Origin of the sequence: Thalassospira profundimaris, from assembly GCF_003326755.1 — a bacterium.
In the GTDB taxonomy this organism is placed as follows: Bacteria; Pseudomonadota; Alphaproteobacteria; order Rhodospirillales; family Thalassospiraceae; genus Thalassospira; species Thalassospira profundimaris_B.
On record NZ_JPWH01000009.1, the window covers coordinates 158194 to 172178 of the forward strand.

Below are 13985 nucleotides of genomic sequence, written 5' to 3' on the forward strand. Positions count from 1 at the left end.
TATTGCCGGGCGGCGGTTTTGTTTTATGACGGGGCGGGGGCGTTCGGTGTCTTGGCCCTTTCTGTGTTTCTGTCTTTGCCACGGCTGGCATTGCCATCCGCGATCATATCGCAGGCCCAGTTGGCAAAGGCTGTAACCTGGCTTTGCCGGTGCGGGGCGGCGCGTGATGTCAGGACATAGCCGCGCTCGGATGTCAGGGTCATGGTGCTGGCCGGCACCAGTTGGCTGCTTTGCAAATGCTGCTCTAACAAGGCCGTCCAGCCCAGCGCCACCCCCTGCCCGGAAAGGGCGGCAGATAACACCAGCAAATAGGTGTTAAAGCGATGCCCGCTGAGCGCACCGCCGGGAGAGTGCCCGGCGGTGCGCAGCCAGCTTTCCCAGTTAAACCAGCGATTTTCAATTTCGCTATCCAGATGCAACAGCGGCATTTTGCATAGATCTGCCGGTGTTTGGGCCACGCCATATTGCGCGAGAAAGGCCGGGCTGCACACCGGTGTGACCCGTTCGGCCAGCAGCAATATCCCCTGTGGCCCGCAATGGCCGAAGGACAGTTCGACGTCGATATTGGCATCCATGCCAAACCGTCCGGTCTGGTTGGTGACAATATTGACTTCAATATCGGGGAAGCGGGCAGTGAAATCGGCCAGATGTGGCATCAGGATAAAGGATGCAAAGGCAAAATCCGTCCCCACACTGATGCGGGTGCTGCGCCTTGTGCGGATGGTTTCCACCGTCCGGTCGATCTGGCCCAGGGCTGCGCTGACACTGTCATATAATTCCTGCCCCGCACCGGTCAGGGCGACACCGCGATGTAACCGGCGAAACAGGGGCTGGTTTAACTGGTCTTCCAGCAGCGTGACCTGATGGCTGACGGCAGGTTGTCCAATGCCAAGTTCCTGTGCCGCACGGGTAAAGCTGCCGCAGCGTGCAGCGGCCTCAAAGGCGATCAGGGCATGGGGCGAGCGGATGTTTCCATATTTCATGCCATTAATATTATCGATGCCAAAGATGAATACAAGCGGTCTTCACAAGAACCATTCAAATGCTAAACAGCAATGATAATGCAAGGTGCACAGGGTCTTTGCATCGATTGGGCGCCTGCCTGTGCTGCCTTGACGGTCATTCATAAAATCAGGGGGATATACGCGATGACGCGATCAAAGCCGATGAATATTCTGTTTGTCATGGCCGATCAGCTTGCTGCGCGCTGCATGCCGCTTTACGGGCATAAGGTGGTTAAAACCCCGAACCTGGATGTTCTGGCGGAAAACGCCGTGGTGTTTGATTCCGCCTATACCAACAGCCCGCTTTGCGCGCCGTCGCGCTTTTGCCTGATGACCGGCCAGCTTCCCCGCCGGATAGAGGCCTATGACAATGCCTCCGACCTGGCATCCGATATTCCCACCCTGGCGCATTATGTGCGCCATGCCGGTTATCGCACGGCTTTGGCCGGGAAAATGCACTTTTGCGGGGCCGATCAGCTTCACGGTTACGAAGACCGGTTAACGGCGGATATTTATCCTGCCGATTATGGCTGGTATTGCGATTGGGATAATTTTGACACCCGTCCAACATGGTATCACAATATGGGCTCTGTCACCCAGGCCGGGCCGGTTTACCGTTCCAACCAGCTTGATTTTGATGATGAAACCGTGTTTGAGGCCCGGCGTTATTTATATGATGTTGCCCGCAGCCAGCGCCACGATGACCGACCGTTTTTCCTGACGGTATCCTTTACCCATCCGCACGATCCTTACAATGCCCGCCCGGAATTCTGGAACATGTATGACGGGGTTGATATTGATCCGCCCCATGTCACCCTGAAACCCGAAGACCTGGATCCGCATTCGCGCCGCCTGCGCCATGTCTATAATTTGGATCAGCAACCCGTTACTGATGAAGACGTGCTCACGGCACGCCGGGCCTATTATGCCTCGATCAGCTATGTCGATTGTCTGGTCGGGTCGCTGATGCGCACCCTGCGCGAAACTGGAATGGCCGATAATACGCTGGTTATTTTCAGTGGCGATCATGGCGATATGCTGGGCGAACGCGGCATGTGGTATAAAATGTCGTGGTATGAACCATCAGCACGTGTGCCGCTGTTTTTTGCCTTTCCCGGCGCACAAGGGCAAAAACGCGTTTCGCAGTCGGTTTCCCTGATCGATATTTTGCCCACCCTGCGCGATATTGTGGGCGATGAAACCGTGCCCGCGCCCGCCAGCCCGATTGATGGCCGCAGCCTGATGCCCCATATCAATGGCACAGGCGGCCACGATGAGGTGATTGGCGAATATTGTGGCGAAGGGGCCCTGTCGCCCATCATCATGATCCGGCGCGGGGCATATAAATACATCGCTTCGCAAACCGACCCGGACATGCTGTTTGATCTGGCGAACGATCCTGATGAGCTTCATGACCTGATCAATGATTCCGAACACTACAAAATCCGCGATGCCTTTCGCGCGGAACTGGCCGAAAACTGGGACCTGGAAACCTTCCGCAAAAAGGTGATCGACAGCCAGAAACGCCGCAAACTGGTTTACGAAGCCCTGACCCGGGGCCGCATCACAAGCTGGGACCATCAGCCGACCCGCGATACATCCAACATGTATATGCGCAATCACAAGGACCTTGATGATGTCGAGGCCGATGCCCGCCTGAATGTGCCGGGTTTTTATAAACCCAAAGCCACCGGATAATCAGTGTAACGTACCTTTGCCTGTCATTTGTCCGTTATTTGAATAACGGCCACGACAATAAACGGTTTGCAGTTGCGCGGGCGGTTTTTTGCGGTGAGCTGTTAAAAGGTAATACCAATTTGCAATGTGACGTCGTAGGGTGGGCAAAATGCCGGGCAGGGGATTCTTGCCCTAATACAGCTATACGAGGAACGTCATGTCGGATCATCATTATGAACGGGCCGTGGTACCGGCCAGCCTGATTGAAACCCTGCGCGAAAAATTTGGCGACCGTGTTTCAACGGTCCAGGCCGTTTTGGATCAGCATGGCAAGGATGAAGGCTGGCACGATGCGTCGCCGCCCGATGCTGTTGTTTTTGCCACCTCGACCGAAGAAGTTGCCGAAACGGTTAAGCTGTGTGCGGCTCATGACGTGCCGATCGTGCCCTTTGGGACGGGCTCTTCACTGGAGGGCCATGTGGCGGCCCTGCGCGGTGGTATTTGCATTGATGTATCGCGCATGGATCAAATTCTGGAGGTCAATAATGACGACCTCGATTGCCGGGTGCAGGCCGGGGTAACGCGCGAACAGCTTAACGAACATCTGCGCGATACCGGCCTGTTCTTTCCGATTGACCCGGGTGCCAATGCTTCTATCGGCGGTATGACGGCTACCCGTGCCTCGGGCACCAATGCGGTGCGGTATGGCACCATGCGCGATAATGTTTTGTCGCTGACTGTGGTGACGCCGGAAGGCAAAGTAATCAAAACCGCGCACCGGGCACGTAAATCATCGGCGGGTTATGACCTCACCCGTTTGTTTGTCGGTTCCGAAGGCACGCTGGGCGTCATTACCGAAATCGGTTTGAAGCTCTATGGCATTCCAGAGGCCATGTCGGCTGCTGTTTGTGCCTTTCCTTCGGTCGAGGCCGCGGTGAACACCACCATCATGACCATCCAGGCCGGTATTCCCGTTGCCCGGATTGAACTGCTTGATGCCCTGCAAATTCGTGCGGTGAATAATTATTCCAAAACCGGATATGACGAAAAACCCACCCTGTTTTTTGAATTTCACGGCACCGAAGCCGGGGTCAAGGAACAGGCGGAATTTGTGCAATCGGTGGCCGAAGAATTTGGCGGTGAAGGCTTCCAGTGGGCAACCCGTGCAGAGGATCGCAACAAATTGTGGGCGGCCCGGCACAAGGCCTATTATGCCTCTTTGCAGCTTGAACCGGGCAAACGTGGTATGTCGACCGATGTCTGTGTGCCGATTTCGCGCCTGGCCGAGGCCATCATGGAAACCCGCGAGGATTGCGATGCCTCGATACTGACCTGCACAATGGTTGGCCATGTGGGTGATGGCAATTTTCATACCCTGATATTGCTGGACCCGGAAAAACCCGAAGAAGTTGCCGAGGCGCACCGTTTGCATGAACGCATGGTGATGCGCTCGCTCCGTCTGGGCGGGACCTGCACGGGCGAACATGGCATTGGTTATGGCAAACTGGCCTTTATGGAGGCCGAACATGGTGCCGATACCATCGCCATTATGCAGGCAATTAAACACGCCATTGATCCCAAAGGTCTGATGAATCCCGGCAAGCTCGTTCCGGGTGCCTGATCCGATATTGACCCCACGTAAAACGCCGCCAGATATGCCCTCTGGCGGCGTTTTTTTTGCCGGTGCGTGATGATATGCCGGGCAGGAGGTGCTAAGGGGGCAAGGTTCTTGCAGGTTCCGGCGATACTGCCAGGCCCCGTGAACGCGCCCTGGCTATTTCCCAAATTGCCTTTGTCGCCCAGCGATCGGATCAGCCTGGCAATGATCACTGCCAAAGTATCAGAGAAAAACAATGCCGGATCAAAACCCCTGAACGCTGAGGGGTAATGACGCTGGTGCGGCGCGACTCGCGGGTGGCAACGCCTGTTATTCGGTCTTTGGGCATTGGGGCAGACGCATCTTTGCCTGTTTTGTCGCATCCTCATGCAAATCGTAGGCCTCCAACGCCGTTTGTGACGTGGAAACGTGCCTTTATCCTGTTGATTAAAAAAACAAAGACAAGCAAACACCGCTTTCGCTGGTTGTTTGGGGGCTTTTATTCAATTGCCGTTTTTTTCCTTTGGCATAGAATTTAAACAGGGAAATTTTTGCGCTGTCGCAAATTTTTTGAAGCGGGAACACGATCAATGAAACGTTTAATCAAAGCTGCGGCGATTGCCACCCTTGCGGGCAGTCTTGTTGCCGGAAATGTGTCATCTGCCTGGGCCCAGGCAGCGAGTGGCGCTGGTGCTGGTAGCACGAGTGGTGCTGGTTCCAGTGGAGCAGGAGCCGCAGCCGGTGCTGGCGCGGCAGGGGGGGCTGCTGCCGGTGGTATTACGGCAGGGGCGCTGGCTGTTGGTGTTGCGGCGGCAGCGGCGATTGGTGTGGCTGTTGCTGTTGCCTCAAACGCCGCGTCACTTACTGATGCTGAAAAGACAGCGATCGATGATGCGTCAACGGACCCTGCTTCTCTGGCACAGGTCGTTCAGCAGGTCCTGCAGGGTCGTAAAAACACTGAAGAAGGCCTTTCGCCCAATATCGCGGGACTTGTCACTTCATATGCAATCAAGCGTAATCCGAATGCTGCTGCGACGATTACGTCAACGGCGGTTGCCGTTGCGGGAGGTGGCAGTGTTGAGGTGAAAGAGGAAAATGGTCTGGCTGTTGTCGTTCTTGTCGCTTCTGCAGTGGCAACTGCCCCTAACAAAGCAGGAGAAATCACGATCGCAGCCGCAACGGTAAGGCCTGAATTTGTGGCAGAGATTACACAGGCTGCCGTGACAGCGGCACCAGACCGTGCGGCTGACATTACGACTGCCGCGGTCCGATTTGATCCGTCTCGGGCGGCGGTGGTGGCAAAGGCTGCGGCAACGGCAGCCCCCCAGCAGGCGAAGGCGATCACCACAGCGGCCGTGGCGGCGGCACCGTCACAGTCATCGACAATCGTGACCCAGGTTTCCACCGTTCAGAATGTTAATTCCCAGGACGTTCAAACAGCGGCGAATACAACAACCGAGGATTCGGTTGATACTACCAATGACGGGTTTGACGATGTTGAACCGGCACCGCAAAGTGCCGCGCAGGAAAATCCTGCCAGCCCGACCACACCCAAGACTTAAGGCGCGGGCCGTTCTCTGTCGTTTTAAAAATGTTTAAAAAATGGCCCTGCTGGATGGGTTCTGGCAGGGCTTTTTCTCGTTTTGACCGGAGGATCGCAATAAATCATCGGGTGAAATCGGCAGTTTGCCGGAAATAAGCAATTATACGCTGGCGACAAATAAAACCGCGAGAAGCGGGCACAATCTTTCAGGTTATTGTCTGTCGGTTTTCTTTTGTTGCTGTTTTGGCCCCTTTGGGTAGAATTTAGAAAGGGATAAATTTTTCGCGCTGGCGCGATTTTCATTTTTTTAAGGGGGACTGGATCAATGAAACGTTTAATCAAAGTTGCGGCGATTGCCGCCCTTGTGGGCAGTTTTGTTGCCGGAAATGCCTTGCCCGTCCGGGCGCAGAACTCCGGGACCGGTGCCAGGATCGGAGGGGTGTCTGCCGGGGAAATTACATTCGGGGTAAATGCTCTTGCGAACGTGGTGATTAATTCAAACGTGACTGAAGCTAATGATAATAATAATAAAAATAACGGCCCCGCCAATGAACAAAACCTCACCGCAGCTGAAAAGGCTGCTCTTGATGGCGCTTTAACAGATCCAGCCTCCCTTGCCCAGGTTGTGCAGCAGATCCTGCAGGATCGTCAAGAAACGACCAATGGCCTTACGCCGTACATCGCGGGACTTGTCACTAAATATGCAATCGGGCGCAATACGAATGCTGCTGCGACGATTACGTCAACTGCAATTGCCGTTGCGATGGGCGACAGTGTTGAGGTGAAACTGGAAAAGGATCTGGTTGTTGTCGCTGTTGCAACGGCAACTGCCCCTGACAAAGCAGGAGAAATCACGGCCGAAGCCGCAAAGCAAATGCCTGATTTTCTGGCAGAGATTACACAGGCTGCCGTGACGGTGGTACCAGACCGGGCGGCCGATATTACGGCAGCCGCCGTCAGGGCCAATCCGTCCCAGGCCGCTAATGTGGCGAAGGCAGCGGCTGCGGCTGCACCCCAGCAGGCGCGTGCGATCACCACAGCGGCAGCTGCGCAAGCGCCGGGGCAGGCATCGTCAATCGTGTCCGAGGTAAGCTTGGTAGTCGTGCTTAACGGGGGGGCAAGCCAGGATGTGATAGACGGAGTGAATAACATCACCCAGGATACGACCAATGACGGCTTTGACGATGTTGAACCGGTAGATACCAGTGCCGCGCAGGAAAATCCTGCCAGCGCGGACAAACCCAAAACTTAAGGCGCGGGCCGTTCTCTGTCGTTTTAAAAATGTCTGAAAATGGCCCTGCTGGATGGGTTCCAGCAGGGCTTTTTTATATTTGTGTCGATCACGAGACCGTAAAGAAATACGCTGGTCTTGTGTCCTTCTTGCCCTGTGTGTTTCAGGTTTTATATTGCGGCTGTGACGGGGTGGCCGTCGCAATATTCCGGGCTGTTTCATCGCGGCTGGCAAACACGTCCCTGGCGGCAAACAGGCCATTCAGCGCGGCCGGGAAACCGGCATAAATCGCCATTTGCATGAGGGTTTCGGTAATTTCATCGCGCGAGAGGCCAACATTAAGGCCCGCATGGATATGCACCTTAAGCTGTGGTTTGGCCGTGCCCAGGGCGCAGAGCGCGGCAATGGTGGCGATTTCGCGGTCGCGCAGGGACAGACCGGGGCGGGTATAAATATCGCCAAAGGGAAATTCGATCAGGTAACGGGCGAAATCCGGGGCAATATCGGCCAGGGCATCAATCACCTTTTGGCCCGCCTCGCCGTCGATGTCGGCCAGTGCGCGCTGGCCGCGCTGGTATCGGGTTTCGGTAGAGGGTATTTGGCTGGTGTTCTGCCTGGTTTGTTGAGGTTGGGATGTGTTGACTGTCATCATCTTGCGTCCTTTGCAGGGTCGCGGCGTAACCCGCGATTTTGTCATCAAGGACAAGAAGGTTGGCCTGAAGCCTGGCAATGGTGGCCTGGACCTGATCGCGATGGGCCGCCAGAATGTCATGCCGTTCCTGCGTGGTGGCAGGGCCGCCATTGCGCAGGTTGGCATAGGCCAGCATATCGCGGATCGGCATGCCGGTATCTTTCAACCGGCCAAGAAATTCGATCCAGATCAGGATGGTTTCATCATAATCACGCTGGCCCGACGCATCACGATCAGCATAGGGCAACAGCCCGATACGCTCGTAATAACGAAGCGTATGGGCCGAAAACCCGCTGCGTTTTGCCAGATCCCCAATTTTCATTTCAGGCTTTTCCCTTGCCTTCTTGTCGGAACGCAAGGGATGCTAGGGGTTAGAGCGCACTCTAAGTCAAGCGGTTTTAGTGTTGTCTTGTCACGCCAGATCAAAACCGCATGGAAAGCGAGAGGGCACCAAACTGGTCGCTGCCATTTTGGCCGTAAAATTCCTTGGTGCGATAGACATGGGTGTAGGTAATGCGGGCTTCACCGACAATCACGGCAAAACCGACCTGCAAATCGCCGACCAGCGGCTTTTTATCGACCGAATTGCTATCGGCAAAGGTATTGCCATCCAGCGTAATGTCGCGGGCAACCGCCCGGCCCACGACCCCGGCAAATAAATAGCCGCTCATGGGGAAGCCCTCGGTATCGGGTTTAAAAAAGTCCGATCCCGGCAGGCTGGGGCGAATGCGCGGCGGGCCATAATCGGCAGGCAGGTCCACGCCCAGTCGTGCCATCGCGCCGATTTCGGCATTGGTAAAGCCATTACCCAGGGTAAAACCGGCACTTGGTGTTAAATCGGCTTCCACCCCCAGCAATTCCTGTTTGGCCCAACTGCGATATTTCCGTTCATAGCTGATGCCGATAATCGGTTCGTTTTTGATCTGGTTGTCCCAGCCCTTGGGTTCGGGGCTGTCGATCAGTTTATGAACAAATTTCTGGCTTTGTTCGGTCAGCGATGCCGGGCCAACCACCCCCAGGGTCAGTTCCAGGGTGTCAATCCGGGCGTAATCCTCGTGCCCTTCATACCCCAGCCCGGTATCGGACAGCAGGCCCATGCTGCCATAAAGATAGCCAGCCCAGGGGCGGTCATTGGGCTGGTTTTGCGCAATCGTGATGTCGCTGGGCGTATACATGCTTTGCCCCAGGGCGTAGCTTGTGCGAATGCGTCCGTTGGAGGCAAAAAACGGAATTTCCTTGGCGATATTAAGAAAATCCGCCGGTGCGCTGTCCTCGGGCGAGATAAAGGCCAGGCGCACACCATTGGTGTAGTGGCGGTCCTGGTTGTTTTCAACAAACAGGTCGTTTTCCACCGTGAGCGAAACACCCCATTTGGTGTCGGGTGCGCGTTGTGACTGCGGGCCTTTGGCCGTGTTTTCCTGGGCCATTGCGGGCAGGGCAAACAGGCTGGTCAACAGGGTAGTGGCGCAAAAACGGGCCGCCTGTCGGGACCGGATGGACATTTTATTTCTTTGGGGCATCATGACGCTCTTCCAAACGAAGCTCTTGGGCCAGAAAATCGGTAACGGTGCGAATTTTACGAAGTTTGTGCCGATGCGGGGCGCTTAGGGCATAAAGATTAAGTCTGCGCGGCAGATATTCGGTGAGTAGACACACCAGTTCGCCGCGTTCAATAAGGTCTTCCACAACCAGGCGGGGTGTCAAGGTAATGCCGCTGCCTGCGGTTAAGACATCGCGCATGGCAAGGCTGCTATTAACCCGGTAACGGCCGGCAACCTCGATTGCCATCTCGGTATTGTCGGCAGGGTTGGTGAAATGCCAAAGGCCGATACGCTGCGCACTGCTAAACAATATGCAGTCATGTGCCAAAAGGTCATGCGGGCAGGCAATAGGGGGATGGTGGGCCAGATAATCCGGGCTTGCCACCAATACGCGCGAATAGCTGCAAATCCGCCGCGCAATCAGCGAGGAATCGGCCAGGGTCTCGCTAACGCGAAGGGCGATGTCAAACCCTTCATCAATAATGTCGGTCACTTTGTCATCGAGCACCAGATCAATCGACAGATCGGGATGGGTCTTGAGCAATTTGCCAATCACCGGGGCGAGTTTAAGCACGCCAAAGGATGTGGGGGCGGCAATGCGCACACAGCCGCGCGGGCCGTGCCCCAGGTCACGAACGGTTTCATTGGCATCATCCATGTCATCGAGAATACCGCAAATGCGCGCAAGATAGGTTTCTCCCGCCTCCGTCAGGCTGAGCCGCCGCGTGGTGCGCGCAATAAGCTGAACACCCAGCATGTCTTCAAGCGTGTTGATCTGCTTGGTAATCGCGCCGGGCGACATATTGAGTTCGCGCGCAGCAGCCGCGAAGCTGCCCCGTTCGGCAATTTTGCGAAAACACTCAAGTCCGCGTAATCTGTCCATCTGGTCCCTAAAATTCCCCGTATTCTTTCCATTTTGGAAATAAATTGGGGCGAAAACACGGCACGATCCGCAAAAATGCCTGTGATAGGCTGTCTGTTATCAAATGGATCATGACAGGCAAAGGTTCCTGGTTGAGGGCAAATTTTGATGAAAAATGCCCGGATCGCGCAATCCGCGTATTTGGCGGGGGGAACCGGCCTTTTGGAAAGTTGGGATGATGAAAGCCTTATTGTTGCTCTTGGGTACTGGCATATTGGGCGGAACCTCCATTTTGCTGGCAAAGCTGGCGGTCAGCACGGGCATGACGCCGCTGTCCTATCTGTTCTGGCAATCGTTGGGGGCGGGGCTTGTTTTGCTGGTTGTTTCGGCCCTGCGGGGGGATGCGCCCTCATTTGCCCCGCGTTATTTGCGTTATTATTTCGTGGCCGGGCTGGTCAGTTTGGCGTTGCCGATGGGGGTGGGTTATTTCATGGTGCCGCATCTTGGCGCGGCGCTGGCGGGGATTTTTACCGCCATGCCCCCATTGATCACCTATTTGCTGTCCATGTGCATTGGTCTGGAACAGGCGCGGTTAAAGCGCATGCTGGGGTTGATGGCGGGGTTTGTCGGGGTGTTGTTTTTGTACCTGCCACAATTAACCGCCCCGGACAGCACCCTGCTGGTCTATTTGCTGGTTGCGGCGATTATTCCCGTCAGCCTTGCGATCGGCAATGTCTATCGCACGGCGGACTGGCCTGCCGGGGCCAACCCGGTGCCGCTGGCGGCCGGTATGATGCTGGCCAGTGCGGTATATTGCCTGGTATTTGAACAGGGGCGCGACCATTTGATGATGCCCGATTTGGCCCAGACCGGGCTGTGGGGCATCATTGCCGTGCAGGTCGCCGTCGCCGCCCTGATGTATATGTGCCATTTTGAATTGCAGCGCGTGGCAGGCCCGGTTTACCTGAGCCAGATTGGCTATATCATGGCGCTGACCACCCTTGTTGGCGGGGTGGCCCTGTTTGATGAACCCTTGCGCCCCGAATTGCTGGTAACACTGGCATGTGTGGTGCTGGGCACGTTTCTGGTGCGCCCCGGTGGTAAAAAGGCGGCACTGGCCCGCGCCGATGCGGATTAATCGGCCTCTCTCTGCCGCACAATCGTGCCAATGGCATTGACCAGCACGCGCGATGCCACCAGGGCGGACATGCCATCCATATCGTTGGGCGGATAAAACTCCACCAGGTCAAATCCGGCAATACGGGCGCGCTTGCCAATATTGGCAATCAGGTCAGTCACCTGAAAATAGGTCAATCCGCCCGGTGTGCGTGCGGCCACGCCGGGCATAATTGCCGGGTCCAGCCCGTCACAATCCACCGTAATAATCACCTGTGCCCCTTCCGGGATGTGTGCAAGGGCGGTTTCTATGCCGTGATGGTGAATATCGCGGGCCGTGACCATGCGGCTGCCAAATGCCTGGGCAGCGGCAATTTCCTGCGGGCGGGCACTGCCCACACTGCGCAGCCCGATTTGCACCATGCCGGCAATATGGGGCATTTCGCTGGCCCGGCGCATGGGGCTGGAATAGCCGAATTTTTCGCCGTGCAATTCGTCGCGCCAGTCCATATGGGCATCAATCTGCACAATCCAGATCGGCCCGAGACCGGCAAAGGCCTTAAAAAACGGGATTGGCAGGGAATTATCGCCGCCCAGCAAGATCGGTACGGCGGACTGTGCCATAATATTGCGGGTGGTGGCCTCGACCTTTTCGCGGTTTTGCGCATTTTCGCCCATCACCGTGGCAAGGTTGCCAATATCAATGCAGCTTGCATCTTCGCCGTTAAATAACGGCCCGCCCAAATCAAAATCCCAATGTGTCACCAGCGGGGCGTCTTCCTGGCTGGCCGCCCTTATGGCATCGGCCGCACCGGCATAACCGCTGCTGTCCTTGCCGGGGTAGGTGCTGCCATGTCCGGCGCCAAAGATGATGGCCTTTGGCTTTGATCCATTTGGTAAATGTGTGGGCAGGCCCAGAAAAGTCGGCGCGGCGCTGTTGATGGCAGGATTGATCATTGGGGCCTCCGTAAGCCAGCCTGACGGGAAGGAAAGGGCAGGTAAGGGAAGATTTAGGCCGAAACGTGGGCTTCGTGCAAAATCAGGCGGCCATTATCACCCTGCTGGCAGGAAAGGGAATGATAATTGATAATGCTGTGCCCTGGCATATTGGCCGGTTGCGCATGGGTTTCCGTCACGATCATGACCGTGGCCCCGGCGGCTTTTCCTGCTGCAATGCCAGCGGGGGCATCTTCCCACACCAAACAGTCGCTTGCATCAAATCCCAGTTTTTGCGCGGCCATTAAAAAGCAGTCCGGTGCCGGTTTCCCGGCGGTGACATCTTCGGCGGTAATCAGAATATCGGGCATGGGTAAACCCGCTGCATTGATGCGCTGCACCGCCAAACGGTGCGGGGCAGAGGTCACAACCGCCCAGCGGTTGCGCGGCAGAGACGATAAAAAGGCCGCAGCCCCGCCAATCGGTTTTACCCTGTCGCCCGCCTGAAATTCCGCCTCGGTCAGCAGGGCTTCTTCCTGCTCAATATCGATGCCGGGCGGGGCAAAACGGGCGATGGTTTCCACGGCACGCACCCCGTGCATGGCATGGATGATTTCGGCTTCGTTCAGGCCGTGACGTCTGGCCCAGTCGCCCCAGGCTTTTTCGGCAATTTCGATGCTGTTGACAATGGTGCCGTCCATATCAAACAGAAAGGCCTCAAAACCCTGCCCGGTCATAAAAACTCCTGACTTAAAATGATTTCAGGCAGATGTTAGCGCAGGGCGGGACAGGAAAGAAACTGGCGGTTTGTTAAAATGATGAAGCCGGGCACGGAGGCCCGGCTTGCTGGTTTACAGAAGTGTCAGTTTTGGTGGCAGCGTGACCGTTTGTGCGACCAGTTTCCGCCTTAGGGTACGGCACGGCGCAGGCGCGGGGCCTCGGCGTTGGTGGTATCAATCAGCCCGCGATAGGCATGCCAGCTTGCATGGCCCAAAAGCGGCATGACAACAGCCAGACCCAGCAAAAACACAACCATGCCGCAGGCCGCCAGAACGGCAATCGCCGCCCCCCAGCCGGTCAGCACCCGCCAGTTGCGCAGGAATGTACGGATACTGAGCGAAAGTGCGGTAATCACATCAATATCGCGATCTACCAGAAGCGGGATCGACACCAGCGAGATGGCAAAAACCGCAATGGCAAAGCCGCCCCCGATGATGGAGCCCGTGATCAGGAATGTCATGGCGTCACGCGAAAAGAATGTTTGCCAGATCAGGGCATCAAGCGGTGGGACCGTGCCATTGTAAAACAGCGCGAATAACAGCATCGCCACCCGCGACCATAGCAGGAAAAACAGCATCAAAATCACGCCAATCGCGCCCAACTGGCCGGGATTGCGGCGAAAGCCGTTCAAGCTGTGCCACAGCGTAACATTTTCGCCCATTTCAAGGCGGCGGCTGGTTTCATACAGGCCAACGGCCAATAGCGGCGCAATCAGCATAAACCCCGCCCCCAAAGGCAGGGTCAAGTAAGGCTGGCCGGACTGAAACAGGCTTAACAAAATGACATATCCCGCCACGACGCAAAAGGCACCATAGGTCAGGCCAATTGCCGGGGCGCGTTTGAAATCGCGCCAGCCCGCCTCCAGCCATTTGCCGGACTGGTCGCTGGTAACATCCCGGATCAAAATGCCACGCTGGCCGTTTAGGGCATCATTATTGCCAGCGGCGAGGCTTTCCGTTGGGGGTGTCACATTCGGCGTTGTCGAATTCGTCATTATATATCCTCCC

At 56.1% G+C, this 13985-nt stretch carries 13 protein-coding genes; 5 read left to right on the top strand and 8 right to left on the bottom strand.

Annotated features, from left to right (window positions below; translation table 11 throughout):
* Window positions 1–23: 23 nt before the first annotated feature.
* A complete protein-coding gene (locus TH25_RS12395) occupies window positions 24–983 on the bottom strand; it encodes a LysR substrate-binding domain-containing protein (protein WP_114088733.1) in 960 nt (319 codons plus the stop codon).
* A gap of 165 nt (window positions 984–1148) precedes the next feature.
* Here TH25_RS12395 and betC point away from each other — a divergent pair, with 165 nt between their 5' ends.
* The 4 genes from betC (at window position 1149) to TH25_RS12415 (ending at window position 7073) form a co-directional block, all read left to right on the top strand.
* The gene (gene betC / locus TH25_RS12400) at window positions 1149–2702 is read left to right on the top strand and encodes a choline-sulfatase (protein ID WP_114088776.1); all 1554 of its coding nucleotides are present in this window, start codon (window positions 1149–1151) and stop codon (window positions 2700–2702) included.
* Between the two features lie 196 nt (window positions 2703–2898).
* A complete protein-coding gene (locus TH25_RS12405; RefSeq protein ID WP_114088734.1) occupies window positions 2899–4302 on the top strand; it encodes an FAD-binding oxidoreductase in 1404 nt (467 codons plus the stop codon).
* A gap of 566 nt (window positions 4303–4868) precedes the next feature.
* Window positions 4869–5840, top strand: coding sequence for a hypothetical protein (locus tag TH25_RS12410; protein ID WP_114088735.1), 972 nt, complete (start codon window positions 4869–4871; stop codon window positions 5838–5840).
* 420 nt (window positions 5841–6260) lie between these two features.
* Window positions 6261–7073 carry a hypothetical protein gene (locus TH25_RS12415; protein WP_147253011.1) on the top strand — a complete coding sequence of 271 codons (813 nt, stop codon included), beginning with the start codon at window positions 6261–6263 and terminating at the stop codon, window positions 7071–7073.
* 142 nt (window positions 7074–7215) lie between these two features.
* On the opposite strand, the gene TH25_RS12420 is transcribed toward TH25_RS12415, so the two are convergent.
* The 4 genes from TH25_RS12420 to TH25_RS12435 form a co-directional block, all read right to left on the bottom strand.
* Window positions 7216–7575 carry a carboxymuconolactone decarboxylase family protein gene (locus TH25_RS12420; protein WP_220151407.1) on the bottom strand — a complete coding sequence of 120 codons (360 nt, stop codon included), beginning with the start codon at window positions 7573–7575 and terminating at the stop codon, window positions 7216–7218.
* Window positions 7568–8065 carry a MerR family transcriptional regulator gene (locus tag TH25_RS12425; protein WP_114088737.1) on the bottom strand — a complete coding sequence of 166 codons (498 nt, stop codon included), beginning with the start codon at window positions 8063–8065 and terminating at the stop codon, window positions 7568–7570. Before TH25_RS12425 ends, TH25_RS12420 begins: the two co-directional genes overlap by 8 nt.
* Window positions 8066–8165: 100 nt before the next feature.
* Window positions 8166–9245 (bottom strand): lipid A deacylase LpxR family protein, encoded by a 1080-nt coding sequence (locus TH25_RS12430; RefSeq protein WP_114088738.1) that lies wholly within the window; start codon window positions 9243–9245, stop codon window positions 8166–8168.
* A 1-nt stretch (window position 9246) separates the two neighbouring features.
* Window positions 9247–10167, bottom strand: coding sequence for a LysR family transcriptional regulator (locus TH25_RS12435; protein WP_114088739.1), 921 nt, complete (start codon window positions 10165–10167; stop codon window positions 9247–9249).
* A gap of 214 nt (window positions 10168–10381) precedes the next feature.
* Here TH25_RS12435 and TH25_RS12440 point away from each other — a divergent pair, with 214 nt between their 5' ends.
* Entirely contained in the window at window positions 10382–11284 is a 903-nt protein-coding gene (locus tag TH25_RS12440) for a DMT family transporter (RefSeq protein ID WP_181847595.1), read from the top strand.
* On the opposite strand, the gene TH25_RS12445 is transcribed toward TH25_RS12440, so the two are convergent.
* The 3 genes from TH25_RS12445 to TH25_RS12455 all read right to left on the bottom strand — a co-directional run bounded on the left by TH25_RS12445 (window position 11281) and on the right by TH25_RS12455 (window position 13972).
* Window positions 11281–12219, bottom strand: a complete 939-nt coding sequence (locus tag TH25_RS12445; RefSeq protein WP_114088741.1) for an agmatinase — start codon at window positions 12217–12219, stop codon at window positions 11281–11283. The two genes, TH25_RS12440 and TH25_RS12445, sit on opposite strands and share 4 nt — an antisense overlap.
* Before the next feature lie 53 nt (window positions 12220–12272).
* Window positions 12273–12935 (bottom strand): HAD-IA family hydrolase, encoded by a 663-nt coding sequence (locus TH25_RS12450; protein ID WP_114088742.1) that lies wholly within the window; start codon window positions 12933–12935, stop codon window positions 12273–12275.
* A gap of 170 nt (window positions 12936–13105) precedes the next feature.
* Window positions 13106–13972: a DUF2189 domain-containing protein gene (locus TH25_RS12455; protein ID WP_114088743.1), complete on the bottom strand. Its 867-nt coding sequence runs from the start codon at window positions 13970–13972 to the stop codon at window positions 13106–13108.
* Between the last annotated feature and the right edge of the window lie 13 nt (window positions 13973–13985).

Coding starts and splice junctions, on each gene's coding strand:
- TH25_RS12440 (WP_181847595.1), top strand. CDS start 10,382: ATGATGAAAGCCTTATTGTTGCTCTTGGGTACTGGCATATTGGGCGGA.
- TH25_RS12410 (WP_114088735.1), top strand. CDS start 4,869: ATGAAACGTTTAATCAAAGCTGCGGCGATTGCCACCCTTGCGGGCAGT.
- TH25_RS12425 (WP_114088737.1), bottom strand. CDS start 8,065: ATGAAAATTGGGGATCTGGCAAAACGCAGCGGGTTTTCGGCCCATACG.
- TH25_RS12430 (WP_114088738.1), bottom strand. CDS start 9,245: ATGTCCATCCGGTCCCGACAGGCGGCCCGTTTTTGCGCCACTACCCTG.
- TH25_RS12435 (WP_114088739.1), bottom strand. CDS start 10,167: ATGGACAGATTACGCGGACTTGAGTGTTTTCGCAAAATTGCCGAACGG.
- TH25_RS12395 (WP_114088733.1), bottom strand. CDS start 983: ATGAAATATGGAAACATCCGCTCGCCCCATGCCCTGATCGCCTTTGAG.
- TH25_RS12450 (WP_114088742.1), bottom strand. CDS start 12,935: ATGACCGGGCAGGGTTTTGAGGCCTTTCTGTTTGATATGGACGGCACC.
- TH25_RS12405 (WP_114088734.1), top strand. CDS start 2,899: ATGTCGGATCATCATTATGAACGGGCCGTGGTACCGGCCAGCCTGATT.
- TH25_RS12445 (WP_114088741.1), bottom strand. CDS start 12,219: ATGATCAATCCTGCCATCAACAGCGCCGCGCCGACTTTTCTGGGCCTG.
- betC (WP_114088776.1), top strand. CDS start 1,149: ATGACGCGATCAAAGCCGATGAATATTCTGTTTGTCATGGCCGATCAG.
- TH25_RS12455 (WP_114088743.1), bottom strand. CDS start 13,972: ATGACGAATTCGACAACGCCGAATGTGACACCCCCAACGGAAAGCCTC.